The 25,335-nt window shown below is 72.5% G+C and carries 11 protein-coding genes, 3 tRNA genes and 1 pseudogene; 11 read left to right on the plus strand and 4 right to left on the minus strand.

All coding sequences use genetic code 11. The features are described from left to right. Positions 1-153: 153 nt before the first annotated feature. From ACFWRO_RS06975 to ACFWRO_RS06990, 4 genes and pseudogenes are all read left to right on the plus strand, one after another. On the plus strand, positions 154-1,491 hold the full coding sequence (locus tag ACFWRO_RS06975; protein ID WP_384505356.1) for a deoxyguanosinetriphosphate triphosphohydrolase: 1,338 nt from the start codon (positions 154-156) through the stop codon (positions 1,489-1,491). A gap of 132 nt (positions 1,492-1,623) precedes the next feature. Beyond that, positions 1,624-2,886, plus strand: coding sequence for an NAD(P)/FAD-dependent oxidoreductase (locus ACFWRO_RS06980; protein WP_384505358.1), 1,263 nt, complete (start codon positions 1,624-1,626; stop codon positions 2,884-2,886). A 36-nt stretch (positions 2,887-2,922) separates the two neighbouring features. After that, positions 2,923-4,815: a DNA primase gene (gene dnaG / locus ACFWRO_RS06985; protein WP_384505361.1), complete on the plus strand. Its 1,893-nt coding sequence runs from the start codon at positions 2,923-2,925 to the stop codon at positions 4,813-4,815. A 113-nt stretch (positions 4,816-4,928) separates the two neighbouring features. Next, positions 4,929-6,059, plus strand: a pseudogene (locus ACFWRO_RS06990) (RNA polymerase sigma factor); the annotation flags it as partial. A gap of 23 nt (positions 6,060-6,082) precedes the next feature. Here ACFWRO_RS06990 and ACFWRO_RS06995 read toward each other — a convergent pair. The 4 genes from ACFWRO_RS06995 to ACFWRO_RS07010 all read right to left on the minus strand — a co-directional run bounded on the left by ACFWRO_RS06995 (position 6,083) and on the right by ACFWRO_RS07010 (position 11,709). Continuing rightward, complete coding sequence (locus ACFWRO_RS06995) at positions 6,083-8,014, minus strand: ABC transporter ATP-binding protein (protein WP_384505364.1); 1,932 nt, start codon at positions 8,012-8,014, stop codon at positions 6,083-6,085. Continuing rightward, positions 8,014-9,747 (minus strand): ABC transporter ATP-binding protein, encoded by a 1,734-nt coding sequence (locus tag ACFWRO_RS07000; RefSeq protein ID WP_384505367.1) that lies wholly within the window; start codon positions 9,745-9,747, stop codon positions 8,014-8,016. Before ACFWRO_RS07000 ends, ACFWRO_RS06995 begins: the two co-directional genes overlap by 1 nt. Before the next feature lie 68 nt (positions 9,748-9,815). After that, on the minus strand, positions 9,816-11,255 hold the full coding sequence (locus tag ACFWRO_RS07005; RefSeq protein WP_384505369.1) for an FGGY family carbohydrate kinase: 1,440 nt from the start codon (positions 11,253-11,255) through the stop codon (positions 9,816-9,818). A gap of 151 nt (positions 11,256-11,406) precedes the next feature. After that, positions 11,407-11,709 (minus strand): YtxH domain-containing protein, encoded by a 303-nt coding sequence (locus ACFWRO_RS07010; RefSeq protein ID WP_384505373.1) that lies wholly within the window; start codon positions 11,707-11,709, stop codon positions 11,407-11,409. A 169-nt stretch (positions 11,710-11,878) separates the two neighbouring features. On the opposite strand from ACFWRO_RS07010, the gene ACFWRO_RS07015 reads away from it, so the two are divergent. From ACFWRO_RS07015 to ACFWRO_RS07045, 7 genes are all read left to right on the plus strand, one after another. Continuing rightward, positions 11,879-11,951 (plus strand) — tRNA-Asn (locus tag ACFWRO_RS07015). Between the two features lie 5 nt (positions 11,952-11,956). After that, positions 11,957-12,029 (plus strand) — tRNA-Asn (locus tag ACFWRO_RS07020). Positions 12,030-12,206: 177 nt separating this feature from the next. Continuing rightward, positions 12,207-12,283, plus strand: a tRNA-Ile gene (locus tag ACFWRO_RS07025). 527 nt (positions 12,284-12,810) lie between these two features. Then, positions 12,811-14,157, plus strand: a complete 1,347-nt coding sequence (gene ccrA, locus ACFWRO_RS07030; protein WP_384505375.1) for a crotonyl-CoA carboxylase/reductase — start codon at positions 12,811-12,813, stop codon at positions 14,155-14,157. A gap of 1 nt (position 14,158) precedes the next feature. Beyond that, the gene (locus ACFWRO_RS07035; protein WP_384505379.1) at positions 14,159-15,157 is read left to right on the plus strand and encodes a 3-oxoacyl-ACP synthase III family protein; all 999 of its coding nucleotides are present in this window, start codon (positions 14,159-14,161) and stop codon (positions 15,155-15,157) included. After that, positions 15,154-16,050 carry a 3-hydroxybutyryl-CoA dehydrogenase gene (locus ACFWRO_RS07040; RefSeq protein ID WP_384505382.1) on the plus strand — a complete coding sequence of 299 codons (897 nt, stop codon included), beginning with the start codon at positions 15,154-15,156 and terminating at the stop codon, positions 16,048-16,050. The genes ACFWRO_RS07035 and ACFWRO_RS07040 overlap by 4 nt, the downstream gene beginning before the upstream one ends. A gap of 97 nt (positions 16,051-16,147) precedes the next feature. After that, positions 16,148-25,330 (plus strand): type I polyketide synthase, encoded by a 9,183-nt coding sequence (locus tag ACFWRO_RS07045; RefSeq protein ID WP_384505385.1) that lies wholly within the window; start codon positions 16,148-16,150, stop codon positions 25,328-25,330. Positions 25,331-25,335: the final 5 nt, after the last annotated feature.

Here is a 25,335-nt window from a genome sequence, read left to right on the forward strand (position 1 = left end):
AAGCCCCAAGGCCCCAAGGCCCCAAGGCCCCAAGGCCCCACGCACCAGACCCGGCTCCCTACCCCGCTCCCTGGCGGCCGTGCGGCCGAAAATCCCCGGTAAGACCGCCCTCCTACCGCCCCCGCTGTCCGTCCCGCCGGTTACCTTCGGTGCATGGAAGGCTTCGCGGACACCCCCGGCATCACAGGCACCCCCGGCTACGACGACAGCGCCACCGAGCGCTGGGCCGCCGAGCCAGACAAGCGGCCCGGGCGGACCGCCTTCCAGCGGGACCGCGCGCGTGTGCTGCACTCCAGCGCCCTGCGCAGGCTCGCGGGCAAGACCCAGGTCGTCACCCCCGGCTCCCGGAGTCACGCCTGGGACGCCAGCCCCCGTACGCGCCTCACCCACTCCCTGGAGTGCGCCCAGGTCGGGCGTGAGCTCGGCGCCGCGCTCGGCTGCGACCCCGACCTCGTCGAGGCCGCCTGCCTCGCCCACGACATGGGCCACCCGCCCTTCGGGCACAACGGCGAGGTCGCGCTCAACGAGTTCGCCAAGGACTGCGGCGGCTTCGAGGGCAACGCCCAGTCGCTGCGGCTGCTCACCCGTATCGAGCCCAAGCGGTTCATCGCCGACCCCGCCACCGGCCGGCCCGTCAGCGTCGGCCTCAACCTCACCCGCGCCACGCTCGACGCCGCCACCAAGTACCCCTGGCCGCGCGGCGGTCACCCCAAGGACCCCGACTCGTCCAAGTTCGGCGTGTACGAGGACGACCTCCCCGTCTTCGAGTGGGCCCGGCAGGGCGCCCCCGCCCACCGCAAGTGCTTCGAGGCCCAGGTCATGGACTGGGCCGACGACGTGGCGTACTCCGTCCACGACTTCGAGGACGGACTGCACGCCGGCCACATCGACCCGAACATGCTCTTCTCCGAGCCCGAGCGCGCCGACATCTGGCGCGTCGCCATCGGCCGGTACGTCCCGCACGACACCGACCCGCAGGAACTCGCCGACGCCCTCGACCGGCTCGTCGACCAGGACTGGTGGCCGCACGGCTACGACGGATCGGCCGTCGCCCAGGCCCGCCTCAAGGACGCCACCAGCGAGCTGATCGGCCGCTTCGCCCTCTCCGCCGAGGGCGCGACCCGGCAGGCATGGGGGTACCGCCCAGGCCGTTCAGGCACTGGGGGAGGGTCAGGCCGCCTCACCCGGTACACCGCCGAACTCGTCGTCCCGCGCGAGACCCGCAACGAATGCGCCGTCCTCAAGGCCGTCGCCGACCGGTACGTCATGCAGCGCGCCGAGCAGGAGGCCCTCCGCGCGGACCAGCGAATCGTCCTCGCCGAACTCGCCGACGCGCTCACCTCCCGCGCCCCCGAGGGGCTCGACCCGCAGTTCCGCGCCCTCTTCGACACGGCGGAGGACGACAGGGCGCGCAAGCGGGTGATCATCGACCAGATCGCCTCCCTCACCGACGCCTCCGCCCGCACCCTCCACGGTCGCCTGCGCCGCTGAGGACCCGCTGAGGACCCGCCCTCTTTCGTCATCACGCTCCGTGCGGGACGCTCGGAGCGGGGCCCGAGGCGGAACGGCCGGCCGAACGGCCGGAGGCGTAGCGTAGAAGCGGTCGCAACGAGGAGGCATCAAGTGGTCGACGCAGATCAGACCTTCGTCATCGTCGGCGGGGGACTGGCCGGGGCCAAGGCGGCGGAAACGCTCCGGTCCGAGGGGTTCACCGGCCGGGTGATCCTCATCGGCGACGAGCGCGACCACCCCTACGAACGCCCACCGCTCTCCAAGGGCTACCTCACCGGCAAGGAAGAGCGCGACAGCGTCTTCGTCCACGAGGCCGCCTGGTACGCCCGCGCCGAGGTCGAGCTCCACCTCGGGCAGCCCGTCACCACCGTCGACCGCGAGGCCCGGACCGTACGCCTCGGCGACGGCACCACCATCCGCTACGACCGGCTGCTGCTCGCCACCGGCTCCGAGCCGCGCCGCCTCGACGTCCCCGGCACCGGCCTCGCCGGCGTCCACCACCTGCGCCGGCTCGCCCACGCCGACCGGCTGCGCCACGTCCTGGCCGCCCTCGGCCGCGACAACGGCCACCTGGTGATCGCGGGCGGCGGCTGGATCGGCCTCGAGGTCGCCGCCGCGGCCCGCGGCTACGGCGCCGAGGTCACCGTCGTCGAGTCCGAGCCGACCCCGCTCCACCAGGTCCTCGGCCCCGAGCTCGGCCAGCTCTTCGCCGACCTCCACACCGAGCACGGCGTCCGCTTCGTCTTCGGCGCCCGGCTCGCCGAGATCGTCGGCCAGGACGGCATGGTCCTCGCCGTCCGCACCGACGACGGCGAGGAGCACCCCGCGCACGCCGTCCTCGCCGCGATCGGCGCCGCCCCGCGCACCGCCCTCGCCGAGGCCGCCGGACTCGCCCTCGTCGACCGCGCCCACGGCGGCGGCATCGCCGTCGACGCCTCGCTGCGCACCTCCGACCCCGACATCTTCGCGGCCGGCGACGTCGCCGCCGCGCACCACCCGCTCCTGGACACCCGGCTGCGCGTCGAGCACTGGGCCAACGCCCTCAACGGCGGCCCGGCCGCCGCCCGCGCCATGCTCGGCCAGCACGTCTCGTACGACCGGGTGCCGTACTTCTTCTCCGACCAGTACGACCTCGGCATGGAGTACTCCGGCTGGGCCCCGCCCGGCTCCTACGACCAGGTCGTGATCCGCGGCGACGCCGGCAAGCGGCAGTTCATCGCCTTCTGGCTCAAGGACCGCAAGGTCCTCGCGGGGATGAACGTGAATGTGTGGGACGTCACAGATACCGTCCAGGGGCTCATCCGGGCCCAGTCCCCGGTGGACCCCGACGCCCTCGCGGACCCGTCCGTCCCCCTGGAGAGCCTGCTGGCGTAGGGGCCGGACGGCTGTCCGCACCCGTAGAATTCACGCGTGGCCGGCAGGATCAACGATGACGACGTGAAGGCGGTACGGGACGCGGTCCCGATCGACGCCGTCGTGTCCGAGTACCTCCAGCTCCGCAACGCCGGCGGCGGCAACCTCAAGGGCCTGTGCCCCTTCCACGACGAGAAGTCCCCCTCCTTCCAGGTCAGCCCGAGCAAGGGCCTGTTCCACTGCTTCGGCTGCCAGGAGGGCGGCGACACGATCGCCTTCGTCATGAAGATCGACCACCTCTCCTTCTCGGAGACGGTCGAGCGCCTCGCGGCGAAGGCCGGCATCACCCTGCGGTACGAAGAGGGCGGCTACAACCCCGGCCACCAGCGCGGCGAGCGCATCCGCCTGGTCGAGGCGCACCAGGTCGCCGCCCGGTTCTACGCCGACCAACTCGACTCCCCCGAGGCCGAGATCGGCCGGAAGTTCCTCGCCGAGCGCGGCTTCGACCAGGCCGCGGCCGCGCACTTCGGCGTCGGCTACTCCCCGGCCGGCTGGGACCACCTCACCCGCTTCCTGCGCGGCAAGGGCTTCTCCGACAAGGAGCTGATCCTCTCCGGGATCTCCCAGGACGGCCGCCGCGGCCCCATCGACCGCTTCCGCGGCCGGCTGATGTGGCCGATCAGGGACGTGGGCGGCGACGTCGTCGGCTTCGGCGCGCGCAAGCTCCGCGACGACGACAACGGGCCCAAGTACCTGAACACGCCCGAGACGCCGATCTACAAGAAGTCCCAGGTGCTCTACGGCATCGACCTGGCGAAGAAGGACATCGCCAAGGTCAGCCGGGCCGTCGTCGTCGAGGGCTACACCGACGTCATGGCCTGCCACCTCGCGGGCGTCACCACCGCCATCGCCACCTGCGGCACCGCCTTCGGCGGCGACCACATCAAGATCCTCCGCCGGCTTCTGATGGACAACGGCTCGGCCCGGGTGATCTTCACCTTCGACGGCGACGCGGCCGGCCAGAAGGCCGCCCTGCGCGCCTTCGAGGACGACCAGAAGTTCGCCGCCGAGACCTACATCGCCATCGCCCCCGACGGCATGGACCCCTGCGACCTGCGCCTCGCCAAGGGCGACCAGGCCGTCGCCGAGCTGGTCGAGCCGCGCACCCCGCTGTTCGAGTTCGCGCTCCGCCAGATCGTGAAGCGGTACGACCTGGAGACTCCGGCCGGCCGGGCCGCCGCCCTCGACGAGGCCGCCCCGATCGTCGCCCGGATCAAGAACGTCGCCTCCCAGCACGAGGTCGCCGTCCAGCTCGCCGGCATGCTCGGCATCCTCGACACCCCGTTCGTGGTCAAGCGCGTCGCCCAGATCGCCCGCTGGCAGCGCGACCGCGGCGGCCGGGGCGGCCCGGCGCAGGCGGCCCCGCAGCGTCCGTACCAGAACACCCAGGCGCCCGCCGCGCAGGCCGGCCCCGCGCTCAACCTGCGCAGCCCCGCGCACCGCACCGAGCGCGAGCTGCTCAAGCTCGCCCTCCAGCGGCCCGAGCTGGTCTCCCCGGCCTTCGACGCGTACGGCGCCGACGAGTTCACCGCCCCGCCCTACGCGGCCGTCCGCCAGTGCGTCCAGGAGGCGGGCGGCGCCACCGGAGCGCCCGACGACTATCTGTCCGCCGTCCGCGAGGCCGCCCCCGACGACACCGTCCGCGCGCTCGTCACGGAGCTCGCCGTCGAGACGCTCTTCGCCAAGGTCGTCGACGAGGTCTACGCGGGCGCCCAGCTCGTCTCCGTCCGGCTGCGCGCGGTCGAACGCCGCGTCCGCGACATCCAGGGCACCCTGGCCCGCCTCGGCCAGAACGGCGACCCGGCCCAAGTGGCCGCCGTACAGAACGAGTTGTGGGTCCTCACCCAGTACAGCCAGTCCCTGCGCACCAACGGCGCGACAGCTCTCTAGGGCCTCTCTGGGCGAGGTCTGACGTTCGGTCACCTCGCGAACTCAAAAAGTCACCGCACGCCCCTCGTGGCGGCGATGTGTCGTACCCCACACTGGGAAGCGGTGCCTGAGCCCCCGGAGCACCGGCAGCGATCACCCTGGAGGTCGCCCCCGTGCAGACCCAGACCCTGTCCGACGTCGTGCCCGGGCAGCGCCCGGCCGCCCACCATCCGGAGGCGCCGGCCTCCGCGGAGCCGGCCGAGGGAGCGGATCCGCCCGAGCCCACGGAGTTCGTGGACGACACGCCCGACCCGGAGCCGGTCCCGCGCCGCGTGGCCGATCTCGGCGGGAACGGGCCCTCGTCCGATCTCTTCCGCCAGTACCTGCGCGAGATAGGCCGGATCCGGCTGCTCACCGCCGCCGAGGAGGTCGACCTCGCCCGCCGCGTCGAGGCCGGGCTCTTCGCCGAGGCGAAGCTCGCGAGCACCCCCGACCTGGACTCGCAGCTCGCCCACGACCTGGACCGGCTCGTCGTCCTCGGCCGGATGGCCAAGCGCCGGCTCATCGAGGCCAACCTGCGGCTCGTCGTCTCCGTCGCCAAGCGGTACGTCGGACGCGGCCTGACCATGCTCGACCTGGTCCAGGAGGGGAACCTGGGCCTGATCCGGGCCGTCGAGAAGTTCGACTACGCGCGCGGCTACAAGTTCTCGACGTACGCGACCTGGTGGATCCGGCAGGCGATGTCACGGGCCCTCGCCGACCAGGCCCGGACCATCCGCGTCCCCGTCCATGTCGTCGAACTCATCAACCGGGTCATCCGCGTCCAGCGCCGGATGCTCCAGGAGCGCGGCTACGAACCCACCGCGGAAGAGGTCGCCGCCCAGCTCGACCTGGCCCCCGAGCGGGTCGGCGAAGTGCTGCGCCTCGCCCAGGAACCGGTCTCCCTGCACGCCCCCGTCGGCGAGGAGGACGACGTCGCGCTCGGCGACCTCATCGAGGACGGCGACGCGGCCAGCCCCGTGGAGTCGGCCGCGTTCCTGCTGCTGCGCGAGCACCTGGAGGCCGTCCTCTCCACCCTCGGCGAGCGCGAACGCAAGGTGGTCCAGCTCCGCTACGGCCTCGACGACGGCAGGCCCCGCACCCTGGAGGAGATCGGCCGGCTCTTCGGCGTGACGCGTGAACGCATCCGCCAGATCGAGTCGAAGACCCTCAACAAGCTGCGGGACCACGCCTTCGCGGACCAACTGCGCGGATATCTGGACTAGTTCGCCTGGTCCGGCCGGTACGGCTAGTCGACCTCCGCGACCGCCCGGGCGAACTGGGCAGCGTACAGCCGGGCGTAGGCCCCGCCCGACGCCAACAGCTCGTCGTGCGTGCCCTGTTCGACGATCGAGCCGTTCTCCATCACCAGGATCACGTCCGCGTCCCTGATGGTGGAGAGCCGGTGCGCGATCACGAACGAGGTGCGCCCGTGGGCGAGGCGGGCCATCGCCTTCTGGATGAGCACCTCGGTACGGGTGTCGACCGAGCTGGTCGCCTCGTCCAGGACCAGGATCACCGGGTCGGACAGGAACGCCCGCGCGATGGTGATCAGCTGCTTCTCGCCGGCGCTGACGTTCCCGCCCTCGTCGTCGATGACGGTGTCGTAGCCGTCGGGGAGGGTGCGGATGAAGCGGTCGGCGTGGGCCGCCCGCGCCGCCTCCTCGATCCGCTTCCGCGAGACCTCCCCACTCGCCCCGTACGCGATGTTCTCGGCGATCGTCCCGCCGAAGAGCCAGGTGTCCTGGAGGACCATGCCGATCCCGGACCGCAGCTCGTCGCGCGACATCGCCGAGATGTCCACCCCGTCGAGGGTGATCCGGCCGTCGGTCACGTCGTAGAACCGCATGAGCAGGTTCACCAGCGTGGTCTTGCCGGCGCCCGTCGGGCCGACGATGGCGACCGTCTGGCCCGGCTCCACCGTCAGGGAGAGGTCCTCGATGAGCGGCTTGTCCGGCTCGTAGCGGAACGCCACCTCCTCGAGGGCCACCTTGCCCAGCGACTCCGAGGGACGACGCTCGCTCCGCGGCGCGTCCGGGGTCTGCTCGTCGGCGTCGAGCAGCTCGAAGATCCGCTCGGCGGACGCGACACCCGACTGCACCAGGTTCGCCATCGACGCGACCTGCGTCAGCGGCATCGAGAACTGGCGGGAGTACTGGATGAACGCCTGCACGTCACCGATCGACAGCGTGCCGCTCGCCACCCGCAGCCCGCCGACGACGGCGACGAGCACGTAGTTGATGTTCGAGAGGAAGACCATCACCGGCTGCATCACACCGCTGTTGAACTGGGCCTTGAACCCGGCCTCGTACAGCGCCTCGTTCTGCTCGCGGAAGTCGGCGGCCGACTCGTCCTGGCGTCCGAAGACCTTCACCAGGGCGTGGCCGCTGTACATCTCCTCCACATGGGCGTTGAGGGTGCCCGTGGACTTCCACTGCTGCACGAAGTGCGGCTGCGAGCGCTTGCCGATCCTCGTCGCCACGACCACCGACACCGGCACGGTCACCAGCGCGACCAGCGCGAGGAGCGGCGAGATCCAGAACATCATCCCCAGCACGCCGACGATCGTGAGCAGCGAGTTCAGCAGCTGGCCCATCGACTGCTGGAGCGTCTGCGCGATGTTGTCGAGGTCGTTCGTGGCCCGGCTCAGCACCTCACCGCGCTTGGCCCGGTCGAAGTACGACAGCGGCAGCCGCGCCAGCTTCGCCTGCACCTCCTCGCGCATCCGGTAGACGGCCCGGTTGATCACCCTGATCGACATCCGGGTCGCCACCAGCATGAGGAGCCCGGCCGCCACATAGATCACCAGGACAAGCAGCAGCACCTTGCCGACGGCCGTGAAGTCGATGCCCTGCCCGGGGGTGAAGTCCACCCCGGACAGCATGTCCGCCATCCCGTCGTCGCCCTTGGCCCGCAGGCCCTCGATCGCCTGCGCCTTCGTCGTGCCCTCGGTCATCGGCCGGCCGACCACACCCGCGAAGATCAGGTCGGTCGCCTTGCCGAGGATCAACGGGCCGAGCACCGAGCCCGCCACGCCCAGCACGCAGGCGACCAGCATCAGCCAGAGCGGGCCCCGCTCGGGCGCCAGCTGCCGCAACAGCCGCTTGCCCGAGCCCTTGAAGTCCATGGACCGCTCGTCGGGGCCGCCACCGGCCATCATCCGTCCGCCAGGACCGGCCATCAGGCTGCCTCCGCCTCGGTCAGCTGGGAGAGCACGATCTCCCGGTACGTCTCATTGCCCGCCATCAGCTCGTGATGGCGTCCGGTCCCCACGACCCGGCCCTCGTCGAGGACCACGATGCGGTCGGCGTCCCGGATGGTCGACACCCGCTGGGCGACGATCACGACGGTCGAGTCCGACGTCTCCGCCTTCAGCGCCTCCCGCAGCTGCGCGTCGGTCTGGTAGTCGAGCGCCGAGAACGAGTCGTCGAAGAGATAGATCTCCGGCCGCTGCACCAGCGTCCGGGCGATCGCGAGCCGCTGCCGCTGACCACCGGACACATTGGTGCCGCCCTGCGCGATCGGCGCGTTCAGCCCGTTCTCCAGCTTCTTCACGAAGTCCGCCGCCTGCGCCACCTCGAGCGCGTGCCACAGCTCCTCGTCGCTCGCGTCGGGCTTGCCGTACCGCAGGTTCGTCGCGACCGTCCCGGAGAAGAGGTACGGCTTCTGCGGCACGAGCCCCACCGTCCGGGCCATCAGCTCGGGCGCCAGCTTCCGTACGTCCACACCGTCGACGAGCACCTCGCCGCCGGTCACGTCGAACAGTCGGGGCACCAGGCCGAGCAGCGTCGACTTGCCGCTGCCGGTCGAACCGATGATCGCCGTCGTCTCGCCCGGCCTGGCCACCAGCTCCACGTCCCGCAGGACCGATTCCTCGGCGCCCGGGTAGCGGAAGTCCGCGCTCCTGACCTCCAGATGGCCGCGCCGCCCCAGCTCCCGCACCGGCTCCGCCGGCGGCACGACGCTGCTCTCCGTGGAGAGGACCTCCTCGATGCGCTCGGCACACACCTCGGCGCGCGGCACCATCATGAACATGAAGGTGGCCATCATCACGGACATCACGATCTGCATCAGATAGGCGAGGAAGGCGGTCAGCGCGCCGATCTCCATCCCGCCGCTGTCGATGCGGTGCGCTCCGAACCAGACCACCGCGACGCTGGAGACGTTCACGACCGTCATCACGGTGGGGAACATCAGCGCCATCAGCCGGCCCGTCGACATCGAGACGTCGGTCAGCTCGGTGTTGGAGACCTTGAACCGGTCCCGCTCGTAGTCGTCCTTCACGAAGGCCCGGATCACCCGGTTGCCGGTGATCTGCTCCCGCAGCACCCGGTTCACCGTGTCGAGCCGCACCTGCATCGTCCGGAACAGCGGGCGCATCCTCCGCACGATCAGCGAGACCGCGATGCCGAGCACCGGCACGACCGCGATCAGCACCGCCGACAGCGGCACGTCGAGGCTGAGTGCCATGACGATGCCGCCGACGCACATGATCGGCGCCGAGACCATCAGCGTGAACGCCATCAGGACCAGCATCTGGACCTGCTGGACGTCATTGGTGGTACGGGTGATCAGCGACGGGGCGCCGAACTGCCCGACCTCGCGGGCCGAGAACGACTGCACCCGGTCGAAGACCGCGGCGCGGACGTCCCGGCCGAGCGCGGACGCGGTCCGCGCCCCGTAGTAGACGGCGCCGACGTTGCAGACGACCTGGATCACCGAGACGGCGATCATCAGGGCGCCGAACCGCAGGATGTAGCCGGTGTCCCCGTCGACGACACCGTTGTCGATGATGTCCGCGTTGAGGGTCGGCAGGTAGAGGGACGCGCAGGTCTGCAGGAACTGCAGCAGGACCAGCAGGCCGATGGGCTTCTTGTACGGTCGAAGGTGGGTTCGGAGAAGTCGTAGGAGCACGGGTCCTACTATCGCCCGCGCCCCCTCGACGTTACGACTGCGTTTTGTCGAGTCTTGAACCGACTCCGCTACGAGCCGAACGCGCCCGGGTGGATCTGCTCCCGCGTGGCCACGTACTGCTGCCGAACGGCCTGCCCGACGGGCAGCTCCTCACCAGGCTCGAAGATCTGCGCGGCGGCGCCCTGCCAGGCCGGCGGAGCGGCCGGGGACAGCGTCCCGCGCGCGACCCCGAGCGCCCAGGCGGCCTGCCGGGCCGCGCCGAGCGCCGCGTAGTCGGCGGGCTGCGGGACGACGACCTGCGCGCCGAAGATCGCGGGGGCGATCGCCTGCACGGCGGGCAGCCCGGCCGCCGCGCCGAGCAGGAACACCCGGCGCACCTCCACGCCGCGTCCGCGCAGCACGTCCATGGCGTCGGTCAGCGCGCACAGCATGCCCTCGAACGCGGCCCGGGCGAGGTGCTCGGGCTTCATCGACTCGCGGCGAAGCCCGCTGAGCGTGCCGGCGGTGTGCGGCAGCTGGGGGGTGCGCTCGCCCTCCAGATAGGGGAGCAGGACGAGACCGGAGGCACCGGGCGTCGACTTGAGCGCCAGTGCGGACAGCTCCTCCAGGCTCTCCGTGCCGAGCATCTCGGCGGTGCCGCGCAGCGCCCGTACCGCGTTGGAGGTGTGGACGACGGGCAGGTACATCCCGGCCGCGTCGGCGAAGGAGGTGATCAGGCCCTGCGGGTCGGCGAGCGCCTCGTGGTGCACGGCCATCACCGAACCGGAGGCGCCGAGGGAGACGACCGCGTCGCCCGGGGCGAGGCCGAGCCCGAGGGCGGCGGCCATCGTCTCGCCCGTACCGGCCGAGATCAGCAGGCCCTCGGGGGTGGTTCCGGCGGCGTCGGCGGGGCCGAGCACCTCGGGGAGGACGGCCTGGTGACCGAGGGCCAGCTCGACGAGGTCGGGCCTGTACGCGCCCGTGCCCGCGGACCAGTAGCCGGTGGCGGAGGCGGCGCCGCGGTCGGTGGTGCGGCGCGCGGGGCGGCCGAGGAGCTGCCAGACGAGCCAGTCGTGCGGCTGGAGGAGCATCGCGACGCGCTGGGCGTGCTCGGGCTCGGAGCGGGCCAGCCAGCGGAGCTTGGCCACCGGCTGCCCGGACTGCGGTACGGAGCCGACGGCCTCGGCCCAGGCCTGCCGCCCGCCGAACGCCTCGACGAGGTCGGCCGCGGCCACCTGCGCGCGCTTGTCGTTGCCGACGAGCGCGGGCCGGACGAGCCCGCCCTGCGCGTCGAGCGGCACGAGCCCGTGCTGCTGCGCGGAGACCCCGATGGCCTGCACCCCTTCGAGCAGCCCACCCCCGGCCGCCTCGCCGAGCGAGAGCAACCACGCCTGCGGGTCGACATCGGTGGCCTTGGGCTCACCCGGGTGCGGGGCGTACCCCTGACGCAGTACGGCACCCGTGTCCGCGTCGCAGACGACGATGCGTGTGAACTCGGCTGAGCTGTCCAAGCCGGCGACTATCCCCATGGAAGGAGATTCTGCCGCACGCGGAGGAGTAAGGGGAGCGCGTGCGGGGTAGGGGTGCCGATTTCGGCCGGACGGGACGGGGGCGCCGCGCGGGGCCGCGCCCTCGGAAGCCGCTGATCGGGCGTCGCCGATCAGGTATTGCTGAGGTGTCTCAGGTGTTGCTCACACCCCACTCGTCCTCGGTCACCTGACCGTTGTGGTGACGCAGCGAGTGGATCCGGTCGGTCACCGAGGCGGGGAGCTTGTCGCCGACCTTGTCGCTCACGGCGTGGTACGCCTTGCCGGCGAACTGCCGCCCGGTCTGCGCCGCGGACTCGGCGGCGTTGCGCACGGCCGGGTTCTGCGAGAAGTCCCTGGCCGACTTCTTCATCTGCTCGTAGCGCTCACGCCCGGCCCGCGTCCCGATGACGTAACCGAGGGCCAGTCCCACGACGAACGTCAGCTTGTACCGCACGGCGGCACCACCTTCCCTTGAGCTTCCCTGTTGCTTCACTGGTGCCCACGAGCGCCCACGGCATACCGATTGGCGGAGCACCCCCCTGCTTGCGCTAATGTATGTGTCGCAGCGAACGCGCGCCGCTCGGGAACACCCGAGGTGGATCCGTTCGGTGCAACCGCAGCAATCCCCTGTAGCTCAATTGGCAGAGCAGCCGACTGTTAATCGGCAGGTTACTGGTTCGAGTCCAGTCGGGGGAGCGCGATCCCCTGTAGCTCAATTGGCAGAGCATTCGGCTGTTAACCGGAGGGTTGCTGGTTCGAGTCCAGCCGGGGGAGCAAGAGAAAAAGGACCCTTAGGGGTCCTTTTTCGTGTGCCCGGGAACCATGCATCACGCTGCGCGGTCCTCATGGTCAGAGCAGTGCGCAGCAGACGCCGACCATCCGGAGCAGGAGATCGTATGAGCGGCTATGCTGCGGCAGACGGCGCGCACACTTGTACGCGCCACGCGGTAAGGGGCGGTAGCTCAGCCGGTTAGAGCAGCGGACTCATAATCCGTCGGCCGTGGGTTCGAGTCCCACCCGCCCCACCACAGCAGAAACGTCGTGACCAGCCAGAAGGCTGGTTTTCTTCACGCTAGCACCGGTGTGGCGTGCGCCACATGAGCGGCGCGCCGGAGTGCCGTACGTTTTTTCGGAGCCTGGCCACGGCCGGCCCATTCCTGACGCGCTCTTCGCGTCGAGCCTCGCTCGCGGCGCGGCCGTGCCTTCGTCGATTCCCCCCCGCCCGACTCCCCAGCCCGACGCTCTCGTCGTCGTGTCGTGCTGCCGTCCTCGACCCCTGTTCGCAGGGGTGGGGGACCCCAGTGGTCGGGGTGGGGTGGCCCCTTCCCCGGGGGCGGGAGCGTGGGTGGTGGGTAGGGGGCGGTTAAGGGTGGGGATGCGCCGCTGGGATGCGTACCGTCGGTCTCATCGGGGCGATCGGGTGGCTCACAGTGCGGTGAGGTCGAGCCCGTCGAGCCTCGTGTTCTCGCATCACACATCTCGGCTTGGCACCCGCGGACGCATGCCGTCCGCCGCTGCCGCCGTGCGCGTCGAGCTCATCTAAGGAGGGGGAGACATGGATGCTCTGGCCGAGGCCCTGCTCGCGGGGGCCGGACCGGACGAGCTGGAACGGCACGCGTTACCCGCGGAGTACCTGGCCGCGCATCTGCGTGCGGCGGACGTGGACATGTTCGCCGGCATCGAGGACCGGGACGTGCGGAAGTCGCTGCAGGTGGGGCGGGTGCCCATGCCCGAGCTCGCGCCGGACGAGGTCGTCGTCGCGGTCATGGCGAGTTCGGTGAACTACAACACCGTCTGGTCCGCCACGTTCGAGCCGAAGCCCACGTTCGACTTCCTCGAGCGGTACGGCCGCCAGGGCGGCGACGCGGCCCGGCACGACCTGCCGCACCACGTCCTCGGCTCCGACGCCGCCGGCGTCGTGGTCCGGGTCGGGGCCGGGGTCCGGCGTTGGAAGGTCGGCGACCACGTGGTCGTCAGCTGCGTCCAGGTCGACTCCGAGGAGCCGGCCACCCACGCCGACGCGATGCTCGGCGCCGAACAGCGCATCTGGGGCTACGAGACCAACTTCGGCGGCCTCGCCCACTACAGCGTCGTCCGCGCCAGCCAGCTGCTGCCCAAGCCCGGCCATCTGACCTGGGAGGAGGCCGCCGGGGTCATGCTCACCGCGGCGACCTCCTACCGGATGCTCGTCAGCGACAAGGGCGCCCGCGTCAAGCAGGGCGACATCGTGCTGATCTGGGGCGCCACCGGCGGGCTCGGCGCCTTCGCCGTCCAGATGGTGAAGAACGCGGGCGGCATCCCGGTCGGGGTCGTCGGCTCCCCGCGCAAGGCCGAACTCCTGCGCCGGCTCGGCTGCGACGTGGTCATCGACCGCTCGGAGATCGGCCTCGGCGCCGACGCCGCCCCCAGCCCGGAACGGACGATCGAGCTCGGCAAGGCGCTCGGCCGCGAGATCCGGCGCCAGGTCGGCGAGGACCCGCACATCGTCTTCGACTACATCGGCCGGGCCACCTTCGGCATCTCCGTCTTCGTCGTCCGCCCCGGCGGCACCGTCGTCACCTGCGGCTCCAGCACGGGTTACGACCACCACTTCGACAACCGCTACCTGTGGATGAACCTGAAGCGCGTCGTCGGAAGCCACGCGGCGAACCTCCAGGAGCAGGCCGAGTGCAACCGGCTCTTCCGGCTCGGGCACCTCTCCCCGATCCTCTCCGAGGTCTACCCGCTCGCCGAGGTTGGCGAGGCGGCACGGCTCGTCCAGGAGAACCGCCACACCGGCAAGGTCGGCGTGCTCTGCCTCGCACCCGAGGAGGGCCTCGGCGTCACCGACCCCGAACTCCGCTCCCGCCTCGGCGAAGCGCGCATCAACCCCCTGCGCACCACCACAGGGGCGGCGGTCTGACATGACGGACCGACAGATCGGGATCCTCGCCACCGGCTCGTACTTACCCAAACGCGAGGTCGACAACGAGGAGATCGCCGCCCGCGTAGGGGTCACCCCCGAGTGGATCGAGCGGAAGACCCAGATCCGTTCGCGGCGCTACGCCGCCCCCTACGAGGCCACGTCCGACCTGGCCGTGCGCGCCGCCGAGAACGCCCTGGAACAGGCCGGGCTGACCGCCGACCGGATCGACTACCTCATCGTCTCCACCTCGACCGGCGACTTCCCCCAACCCCCCACCTCCTACCTCGTCCAGACGGCCCTCGGCGCCGTCAACGCCGCCTGCTTCGACGTCAACGTCGTCTGCAGCGGCTTCGTCTACGCCCTCGAGCTGGCCCGCTGCCTCGTGGCCGCCGCACCCGACAGCCGGGTCCTGGTCATCGGCGCCGACCTCTACTCCCGCATCCTCGACTTCGACGACCGCCGCACCGCCGTCCTCTTCGCCGACGGCGCCGGCGCCGCCGTGGTCGGCGCGGTGCCCGCCCCGTACGGGATCATCGGCGTCGACCTCGCCAGCCGCGGCGACGCCCACGGCCTCATCCGGGTCGAGGCCGGCGGCAGCCGCAACCCGGCCTCGGAGGCCACCGTCGCCGAGGGCGGCCACTTCTTCCGCATGGACGGCCGAGGCGTACGGGACTTCGTCGCCGACCACGTCCCTCAGGCCCTCGGCGGACTCGCCCGGCGCACCGGCGTGGACCTCGCACGGGTCGACCACTTCGTGCCCCACCAGGCCAACGGCGTTCTGCTGAGCGACGTCGTGGAGCGCGCGGGCCTGACCCGCGCGGTGACCCACCGCACCTTGCGCAAGTACGGAAACGTGGGCAGCGCGTCGGTTCCCGTCGCTCTCGACGACGCCCACCGCAGCGGGGCGCTGTCCCCGGGACAGCTCGTGCTGCTCGCCGGATTCGGCGGCGGCATGTCGATCGGAGCGGCACTTCTGACCTGGGGGACCGGAGCATGACCGAGAGCGGTACGAGTACGACCACTAATGCCACTACTACCATCCGTCGCGTCGGCGTCATCGGCAGCGGCATCATGGGCAGCGGCGTCGCCGAACTGTGCGCCAAAGCCGGACTGGACGTCATCGTCCAGGTGTCCTCCGCCGCCTCCCTCGTCACCGGACCCCAGCGGCTGACCCGGTCCCTCGACCGGGGCGTCGCCAAGGGCAAGCTGACGGAACAGGAACGCGACGCGGCCCTCGGCCGGGTCTCCTTCACCCGCGACCTCGGCGAACTCGCCGACCGGCAGCTCGTGATCGAGGCGGTCAAGGAGGACGAACCGCTGAAGCTGGAGCTGTTCGCCACCCTCGACAAGATCCTGACCGACCCGGACGCGATCCTCGCCTCCAACACCTCCTCGCTGCCGATCGTGCGGCTCGCCGGCGCCACCAGCCGCCCCGGCCAGGTGCTCGGCATGCACTTCTTCAACCCCGCACCCGTCATGCCGCTGGTCGAGATCGTCGACTCGGTGCTCACCGAACCGCGCGTGAGCGAGCGGGCCCTGGCCTTCGTGAAGGACGTCCTCGGCAAGAAGCCGATCAAGTCCCCCGACCGGGCCGGCTTCGTCGTGAACGCCCTGCTCTTCCCGTACCTCCTCTCCGCCGTCCGGATGCTCGACTCCGGCCTCGCCACGGCACAGGTCATCGACGACGGCATGGTCCACGGCTGCTCGCACCCCATGGGGCCGCTCCGTCTCGTCGACCTCATCGGCGTGGACACCACCGTCTCCATCGCGCAGGCGATGTACGAGGAGTTCAAGGAGCCGCTCTACGCGCCCCCGCCGCTGCTGCTGCGCATGGTCGACGGCGGCCTGCTGGGCAAGAAGTCCGGCCGGGGGTTCTACGCGTACGGCTGAGTCCGCGTCGCCGTCTCCCCCTTCTCTCCCACCCCTTCAGCACACCTCGCCGCGCCCTTCAGCGTGCCCGCGCGACCACGGAAAGGACGAGCACACCATGGACACTGCAGTGCCCGAGGAGCCCATCGCCGTCGTCGGGATGGCCTGCCGCTTCCCCGGAGCGGCGGGGCCCGAGGCGTACTGGCGGCTGCTCACGGCCGGCGAGAGCGCGGTGTCCGACCGCTCGCCCGACGCCCGTCCCGGCCTTCCGGCCGGGGCGGTCTCCCGGCCGGCCGGATTCCTCGACGGTGTCGACGCGTTCGATCCCGAGTTCTTCGGGATCACCCCGCGGGAGGCCGCGGCCATCGACCCGCAGCAGCGCCTCATGCTCGAACTCGCCTGGGAGGCACTGGAGAACGCCGGAGTCGTCCCGGGCACGCTCCAGGGGGCGCGGGCCGGTGTCTTCGTCGGCGCGATCTGGGACGACTACGCGAAGCTGGCCCACGAGTACGGCTCCGACGCCGTCACCCACCACACCATCACCGGCGTCAGCCGGGGCATCATCGCCAACCGGGTCTCCTACGCCCTCGGTCTGCGCGGCCCCAGCCTCGTCGTCGACACCGCCCAGTCCTCCTCGCTCGTCGCCGTCCAGCTCGCCTGCGAGAGCCTGCGCAAGGGCGACTCCGAGCTGGCCCTCGCGGGCGGAGTGAGTCTGAACCTCGTTCCCGAGGGCTTCACCGTCGCCGAGCGGTTCGGCGCGCTGTCGCCCGACGGACGTACGTACACCTTCGACGAGCGCGCCAACGGCTATGTACGGGGTGAGGGCGGCGGCGTCGTCGTCCTGAAGACCCTGAGCCGGGCCCGCGCGGACGGCGACACCGTCCACGGCCTCGTCCTCGGCGGCGCCGTCAACAACGACGGCGGCGGCGACAACCTCACCGCCCCGCACGGAGCCGCGCAGGAGGAGGTGCTGCGCCGCGCGTACGAGCGGGCCGGCGCCGACCCCGCGGCCGTCCGCTTCGTCGAGCTGCACGGCACCGGCACCCCCCTCGGTGACCCCATCGAGGCGGCCGCGGTCGGCGCCGTCCTCGGGCACGGCAGCGGCCGGGCGGCCCGGACTCCGCTGCTCGTGGGCTCCGTGAAGCCCAACATCGGCCACCTGGAGGGCGCCGCGGGCATCGCGGGCCTCATCAAGGCCGTCCTCTCTCTGCGGGAGCGCGCCCTCCCCGCGAGCCTCGGCTTCCGCTCCGCCAACCCCGCCATCCCCCTCGACGACCTCCGGCTGCGGGTCAACGACCGCCTCAGCCCCCTGGACGGCGGAGAGGACGGCGACGCCGACGGTCGGCTTCTCGCGGGTGTTTCGTCCTTCGGCATGGGCGGTACCAACTGCCACCTCGTCCTGGCCGCCCCGGGGACTGACGTGGAGCAGGAGGAGCAGCGGGAGTCGCTGCCGTCGGGTTCCGTACCGCTCCCGCTCGCGCTGTCCGGTCGTACCCCCGACGCCCTGCGTGCCCAGGCCGGCGCCCTGCTCGCCCACCTGGACGCCCACCCCGGGCAGCGCCTCGACGACATCGCCCACTCGCTGGCGGTCACCCGTACCCACTTCGAGCACCGGGCCCTCGTCCTCGCCGAAGGGCCCGACGCGGCGCGGACCGCGCTCGCCGGGCTCGCCGCCGGGACCACCCCCGCCACCGCGACGGCGGGCGCTGTCCGCCCGGGCGGACTCGCCTTCCTCTTCACGGGGCAGGGCAGCCAACGGGTCGGTATGGGGCGGGAGTTGTACGACACCTACCCCGTTTTTGCGAGGGCCCTGGACGAGGTGTGCGACCTGCTCGACGAGCACCTCGACCTGCCGTTGCGCGAGGTCATGTTCGGGACCGGGGAGGACGCTGCCGGAACCGAAGAGGACCCGGCCGACGCCGGACCGCTGCACCGGACCGCGTACACCCAGCCCGCGCTCTTCGCGTACGAGACCGCGCTCTTCCGTCTGCTGACCCACTGGGGTCTCGCCCCCGATGTCGTCGTCGGCCACTCCGTCGGCGAGATCGCCGCGGCCCACTGCGCCGGGGTCCTCTCCCTCAAGGACGCCGCCGCGCTCGTCGCCGCGCGCGGCCGGCTCATGCAGGAGCTGCCGGAGGGCGGGGCCATGGTCTCCGTCCAGGCCTCCGAGGAGGAGGTGCTGCCCACCCTCGCCGGACTGGACGACAGGGTCTCCGTCGCCGCCCTCAACGGCCCCCTGTCCACCGTGCTCGCCGGCGACGAGGACGCCGTGCTCGACCTCGCCGAACTGTGGCGGGCCCGGGGGCGCAAGGCCACCCGGCTGCGCGTCAGCCACGCGTTCCACTCGCCCCGCATGGACCCGATGCTCGACGCCTTCCGCGAGGTGGCGGCCGGCCTCGACTACCGGGCGCCCCTCATCGACGTGGTCTCCAACCTGACGGGCCGTACCGTCACCGCCGAGTCCATCGCCACGCCCGAGTACTGGGTACGGCACGCCCGCGAGGCGGTCCGCTTCCGTGACGGCATGGGCGCGCTCGCGGAGCGCGGTGTGCGCCTCTTCCTGGAGATCGGGCCGGACGCGGTCCTCGCGGCGATGGGCCGCGACTGCCTGCCGGACCGGGAGGAGCGGGACGGCGTCGTGTTCGCCGCGACCGCGCGGCGCGGCAGGCCCGAGGTGCCCGCGCTGCTCGGTGCGCTCGCCGCCGTCCACACGCACGGGGCCACCGTGGCGTGGGAGCGGACCGCCGCCGACCGGGGGGCCCGCCGGGTGCCCCTGCCGACGTACGTCTTCCAGCGCCGTTCCTACTGGCTGTCGACGCCCACCGGCGCGGCTCGGAACGCGCTCTCCCGGGCCGGCTGGAGTCCTCTGGACCTCGCTCCGGTCGAGGAACCGGCCGGGCTGTGGGCCCTCGCCGGCGATGACGAGTTCGGCCTTGCCACGGCGCTCACCACCGCCACCGGAGGCGTGACCGTTCACCCGGACGTGACCACCCTGGCGGCGGCCGCGTCGCAGGCCGGGGCGCCCGAGGTGATCCTCGTACCGTGCCCCGTACGTGAGGGGGCCGAGCCCGAGGCCGGGGAGGAGCGGTCCGACGCCGACCGGATCCTCGACCAGGTGCGCGCCTGCCTGGCGGACGACCGCCTCACCGGAGCCCGGCTGGTGTGTGTCACCCGGGGCGCCGTCTCCACCGGCGCCGAGGACGGCGCGCCGGACCCGGCCGGCAGCACGCTGTGGGGTCTGCTCCGCGCCCTGGGTGCCCAACGCCCGGGCCGGGTCGCCCTGTTGGACCTGGGCAGCACGCGGGAGTCCCTGCGGGCGCTGCCCGCCGCGATCGCCTCGGGCGAGCCGGAGATCGCCCTGCGCGACGGCACCCTGCTGGTGCCGGGCAGCAGGCGGCGTACGGCGGCCCTCGCCGAGGGTGTCTCCCCGGCGGACCCGACCGCTACGCGCCCGGGGGCCGCCGCCGCGCCGGGCGCGGCAGGGCTCGCAGGCCGGGTCGCCGGACTGCCGCGCGAGGCGGCCGAGCGACTGGTCGACGAGGCCGTCCGTACCGACGTCGCCGCCGTCATGGGGTACGCCTCGGCCGACGCCGTCGACACCGTACGCACCTTCAAGGAGCTCGGGTTCGACTCCCTCACAGCGGTGGAGCTGGGCGACCGGCTGAGCACGACCGCCGGATTCCGCCTCCCGGCCACCCTGATCTTCGACCACCCCACGACCGACGCCGTCGTCCGCTACGTACGCGACGAACTCCTCGGCACGCCGGAGGACCCCACGGCAGCGGCCCGGACCACGTCCGGCCCCGCCGTCCCCGAGGACGACCCGATCGTCGTCGTGGGGATGGGGTGCAGGTATCCGGGTGGGGTGGGGTCGCCTGAGGATCTGTGGCGGTTGGTGGAGTCGGGTCGGGACGCTGTTTCTGGGTTTCCGGTGGATCGGGGTTGGGATCTGGAGGAGTTGTACGACCCGGAGGCTGAGCGTCCGGGGACTTCGTATGCGCGTGAGGGTGGCTTCCTGCATGAGGCTGCCGAGTTCGATGCCGAGTTCTTCGGGATCTCGCCGCGTGAGGCGTTGGCGATGGATCCGCAGCAGCGGTTGCTTCTTGAGGTGTCGTGGGAGGCCCTTGAGCGGGCCGGGATCGATCCGGCCGTACTGCGCGGCAGCGCCACCGGCGTCTACGCGGGAACGTTCAGCTTCCGCGACCAGGGCGACGCCGGACAGGGCGGCGCCGAGGGGCAGCGGATGACCGGTAGCGCCGCGAGCGTCCTTTCGGGACGGATCGCGTACTCGTTCGGTCTTGAGGGGCCGGCCGTGACGGTGGATACGGCGTGTTCGTCGTCGCTGGTGTCGCTCCACATGGCGGTGCAGGCGTTGCGTCAGGGGGATTGCTCCTTGGCGTTGGTGGGTGGTGTGACGGTGATGTCGTCGCCGGGGACGTTTGTGGAGTTCAGTCGGCAGAAGGGGTTGTCGGCGGACGGGCGGTGCAAGGCGTTCGCGGCGTCTGCGGATGGCACCGGCTGGGCCGAGGGCGTGGGTGTGCTCGTGGTCGAGCGGTTGTCGGATGCCGTACGCAACGGGCGGCGGGTGCTGGCTGTGGTGCGCGGTACGGCGGTGAACCAGGACGGTGCGTCTAACGGGTTGACGGCTCCGAACGGTCCGTCCCAGCAGCGGGTGATCCGTCGGGCGCTGGAGGAAGCAGGACTCTCCGCGAGGGAAGTGGATGCCGTTGAGGCGCATGGGACCGGGACCCGGTTGGGTGATCCGATCGAGGCGCAGGCGTTGTTGGCCACGTACGGGCAGGACCGGGCGGCTGGTGAGCCGCTGTGGCTGGGGTCGTTGAAGTCGAACATCGGGCATGCGCAAGCGGCCGCCGGCGTCGGTGGTGTGATCAAGATGGTCATGGCGATGCGGCACAAGGTGCTGCCGCGCACGCTGCACGTCGATGAGCCGACGCCCTTCGTGGACTGGGAGTCGGGTGCGGTCGCGTTGCTCACCGAGCAGCGTGACTGGCCGGAGACGGGCAGGCCTCGCCGTTCGGCGGTGTCGTCGTTCGGGATCAGTGGGACCAACGCGCATGTGGTCCTGGAGCAGGCCCCGTTCGCGGTCGCCGACGGCGGTCCTGAGGCCGCCGCCCCGCCCCGGCCGCTGCCCCTCGTCCTCTCCGCCACCTCGCCGCAGGCGCTGGCGGAGCAGGCGGCCCGGCTCCGTACCCATCTCGACACCCTGGACGAGGTGAGCCTGCCGGCCCTCGGACGCTCCCTCGCCCTGGAGCGGACCGCCTTCGCCCACCGGGCGGCCGTCCTCGCCGGGAGCGCCGACGACCTCCGGGAAGGACTGGACGCGCTGGCGGCCGGCGGACCGTCCGGCCGGCTCGTCACCGGCGCGCAGGTGAGTGGCCGGACCGCCTTCCTCTTCACCGGTCAGGGCAGCCAGCGGCCGGGCATGGGGCGCGAACTGTACGACACCCACCCGGTGTTCGCCGCCGCCTTCGACGCGGTGTGCGCGGAGCTCGACCGGCACGTCGGCCGCTCGGTGCGCGAGATCGTCTTCGCCGGTCCCGACGACTGGGAGGAGGGCCTGCTGGACCAGACGCTGTTCACACAGACGGGCCTGTTCGCCCTGGAGGTGGCCCTCTTCCGGCTCGCCGAGAGTCTGGGCGTCACCCCCGACTACGTCGCCGGCCACTCCATCGGCGAGCTGGCCGCCGCCCACGTCTCGGGCGTGCTGACGCTGGCCGACGCCGCCGCGCTGGTCGCGGCGCGCGGCAGGCTGATGCAGGCGCTTCCCCAGCACGGTGCCATGGTGTCCGTCCTGGCCCCCGAGGCCGAGATCGCGCCGCTCCTCGCGGGCCGCGAGCACGAGGTGGCCATCGCCGCCGTCAACGCGCCCGGCTCCGTGGTGATCTCCGGCGACACCGACGCGGTTCTCGGCCTCGCCCGGGACCTCGGTGAACGTGGCGTGAAAACCCGTCGCCTGACGGTCAGCCACGCCTTCCACTCGCCCCACATGGACCCGATGCTGGACGACTTCCGGGCTGTGGCCGAGGGCCTGACCTACGCGGCGCCGGCCATCCCGATCGTGTCCGACGTGACCGGCGAGGTGATCCCGACCGAGGAGGTGGGTTCGCCCGGCTACTGGGTCCGGCACGTGCGCGAGGCCGTCCGCTTCGCCGACACCGTCGGCACCCTGCGCGCCGCGGGCGTCACGACCTTCGTCGAACTCGGGCCCGACGGCGTGCTGTCGGCCCTGGGCCGGGACTGCGTACCGGACGGGGAGACGGAGGAAGTGGAGTTCGTACCGCTGCTCCGCAAGGACCGCGACGACGGCCTCGCGCTCGCGCAGGGCCTCGCCAGGCTCTGGGTGCGCGACGCCGGCCCGTCCTGGGACACCGCGCTCGGCGGCGAGGGGACGCGCCCGGCCGACCTGCCGACGTACGCCTTCCAGCGCAAGCGGTACTGGGCCATGCCCGTCCGGCCGGCCGGAGACCTCGGCGCGTCCGGCCTCGCGCCGGCCGAACACCCCCTGCTCGGCGCGGTGCTCACCCGGGCCGACGCCGACGAGACGCTCTTCACCGGACGGATCTCGCTGAAGACCCACCCCTGGCTCGCCGACCACGCGGTCCTCGGCCGGGTGCTGCTGCCGGGCACCGCCTTCGTGGAGCTGGCCGTACGGGCCGGCGGGGAGGCGGGCGCCGGACACCTGGAGGAACTCGCACTGGAGGCGCCCCTGGTGCTGCCCGAGCGGGGAGCGGTCCGGCTCCAGGTGGCCGTCGGCGCCCCCGACGAGTCCGGGCGCCGCTCCGTGACCCTGCACTCCCGCCCCGAGAACGGCGCGTTCGAGGAGCCGTGGACCCGGCACGCCGGCGGCACCCTCGTGCCCGAGCCGACCGGCGGCCCGGGCTTCGACCTGGCCGTGTGGCCGCCGCGGGACGCGCGGCCGGTGGAGCTGACCGGACGCTACGAGGACCTCGCCGGACAGGGCTTCGCCTACGGCCCCGCCTTCCAGGGCCTGCGGTCCGTGTGGCGCCGGGGTACCGAGGTCTTCGCCGAACTCGCCCTGCCCGACGGGCAGAAGGAGCAGGCGGCCGGCTTCGGCCTGCACCCCGCCCTCCTCGACTCGGCGCTGCACGCCATCGAACTGGGCGTGCTGCCGGGCACCGGCGAACCACGGCTGCCCTTCGTGTGGAGCGGCGTCTCGCTGTACGCCACGGGTGCGGCCGCCGCCCGGGTCCGGCTGGCTCCCGCCGGGGCGGGCTCGGTGACCATCGAGCTCGCCGACGCGACGGGCGCGCCGGTCGCCGCGGTCGCGTCCCTCGCGGTACGGGCCGTGTCGGCCGACCAGTTGGCGGCGGCCGGGGGGCGCGCCCACGAGGCGCTGTTCCGGCCGGCCTGGACGGCGGTACCGAGCGGTGACGGGACGCGGCGCGGGCCCTGGACGGTCCTCGGCGACGAGACCCTGCTCGCGCTGCCCGCGACGGAGCGGTACGCCGATGTGGCCGCCCTCGGCGACGCCGTCGCCGCAGGCCGGCCCGCGCCCGCAGTGGCGGTGCTGCCGTTGACAGGCGGGGTGGGCGCTGATGCCGGCGCCGTACGCGATGCCGTGCACGGTGCCCTCTCCGTCGTACGGAGCTGGCTGGCCGACGAGCGGCTCGCCGAGTCCCGGCTGGCCGTGGTCACCCGCCGGGCGGTCGCCGCCGCGCCCGACGAGGACGTTCACGACCTGCCGATCGCCGCCGTGTGGGGCCTGCTGCGCGTGGCGCAGACGGAGCACCCCGACAGGCTGGTCCTGGTCGACCTGGACCTGGACGTGAACCTGGGATCGGACGCGGACCCGGACGGCGAAGCCGTCGCCGAAGCGCTCACCACCGCCCTGTCCACGGACGAACCGCAGGTGGCGATCCGCTCCGGCGCCCCGCGCGTGCCGCGACTCGAACGCGCGGTGGTCCCGGACGGCGACACCGGCCCGTGGGACCCGGACGGCACGGTGCTCGTCACCGGCGGCACCGGAGCACTGGGCGCCCTCCTCGCCCGCCACCTCGTCGAGCGGCACGGCGTACGGAGCCTGCTGCTGGTCGGCCGCCGGGGGCTCGCGGCCGAAGGCGCCGCCGCCCTGCGGGACGACCTGACGGAGCTGGGCGCGGAGGTGTCCGTAGCGGCCTGCGACGTCGCGGACCGGGAGGCCCTCGCGGAGCTGCTCGCCGGGATTCCGGCCGGCCGCCCGCTGCGGGCGGTGGTGCACGCGGCCGGTGTCCTCGACGACGGGGTACTGGAGTCGCTGACGCCCGAGCGCATGGAACGCGTACTCCGGCCCAAGGCGGAGGCCGCCTGGAACCTGCACGAGGCCACCCGCGACACACCGCTCACCGCCTTCGTCCTCTACTCCTCCATCCAGGGGCTCCTCGGCGGCGCCGGCCAGGCGAACTACGCGGCGGCCAACACCTTCCTGGACGCCCTGGCCCACCACCGCCGAGCCCAGGGCCTCCCCGCCACCTCGCTCGCCTGGGGCCCCTGGGCCGACGGCGGCATGGCGGCCGGCCTCTCGGCCGCCGACCGCGACCGGTTCGCCCGCACGGGCATGGTCGCGATCGGCGCCGAACAGGGCATGGAGCTCCTCGACGCCGCCCTGCGGCTCGACACGGCGGTGGCCGTACCGCTGCCGCTCGACCCGGCCGCGCTCCGCGCGCTCGGCGCCGGGCTCCCGCCCCTGCTCAGCGGCCTCGTCCGGCCCACGGCCAACAGGGCGGCCGCGGCCGCAGGCCCGTCCGCGGGCCCGGCCGCAGGACCCACGCTCGCCGAGCGCCTGGCCGGACGCACCGAGGACGAGCGGCGCCAACTGCTCCTGGACCTCGTCCGAGCCGAGGTGGCCGGAACCCTCGCGTACGGCGGCGCCGACTCCGTCGACGTGAAGCGGGGCTTCAAGGAGTTGGGCCTCGACTCGCTGACCGCCGTCGAACTGCGCAACCGGCTCGGCCGGACGACGGGGCTGCGGCTCTCCGCGACGCTCGTCTTCGACTACCCGACCCCGGAGGCCGTCGCCGGCCACCTGGTGACGGTGCTGGCACCCGAACCGTCCACGGCGTCCGCCGACGCACCCGACGAGAACGAGGTCCGCCGCCTGCTCGCGGCCCTCCCGGTCGACCGCCTGCGCCAGGCCGGCCTGCTCGACGGCCTGCTCCGGCTCGCGCAGGAGACCGGCACGGACAACGGCGGTACCCAAGACACCGAAGAAGTCACCGAAGACATCGACGACATGGACGTCGATGCCCTCATCCGCATGGCCCGCGCCGGCTCCGAAGCCTGACACGT

This window comes from Streptomyces sp. NPDC058579, assembly GCF_042718575.1.
GTDB lineage: Bacteria > Actinomycetota > Actinomycetes > Streptomycetales > Streptomycetaceae > Streptomyces.

Bases quoted from the DNA above. Each gene is read 5' to 3' on its own strand.
- ACFWRO_RS06975 (WP_384505356.1), top strand. From the start codon at position 154: ATGGAAGGCTTCGCGGACACCCCCGGCATCACAGGCACCCCCGGCTAC.
- ACFWRO_RS06995 (WP_384505364.1), bottom strand. From the start codon at position 8,014: ATGGCCGGTCCTGGCGGACGGATGATGGCCGGTGGCGGCCCCGACGAG.
- ACFWRO_RS07005 (WP_384505369.1), bottom strand. From the start codon at position 11,255: ATGGGGATAGTCGCCGGCTTGGACAGCTCAGCCGAGTTCACACGCATC.
- ccrA (WP_384505375.1), top strand. From the start codon at position 12,811: ATGGATGCTCTGGCCGAGGCCCTGCTCGCGGGGGCCGGACCGGACGAG.
- ACFWRO_RS07035 (WP_384505379.1), top strand. From the start codon at position 14,159: ATGACGGACCGACAGATCGGGATCCTCGCCACCGGCTCGTACTTACCC.
- ACFWRO_RS07040 (WP_384505382.1), top strand. From the start codon at position 15,154: ATGACCGAGAGCGGTACGAGTACGACCACTAATGCCACTACTACCATC.
- ACFWRO_RS07045 (WP_384505385.1), top strand. From the start codon at position 16,148: ATGGACACTGCAGTGCCCGAGGAGCCCATCGCCGTCGTCGGGATGGCC.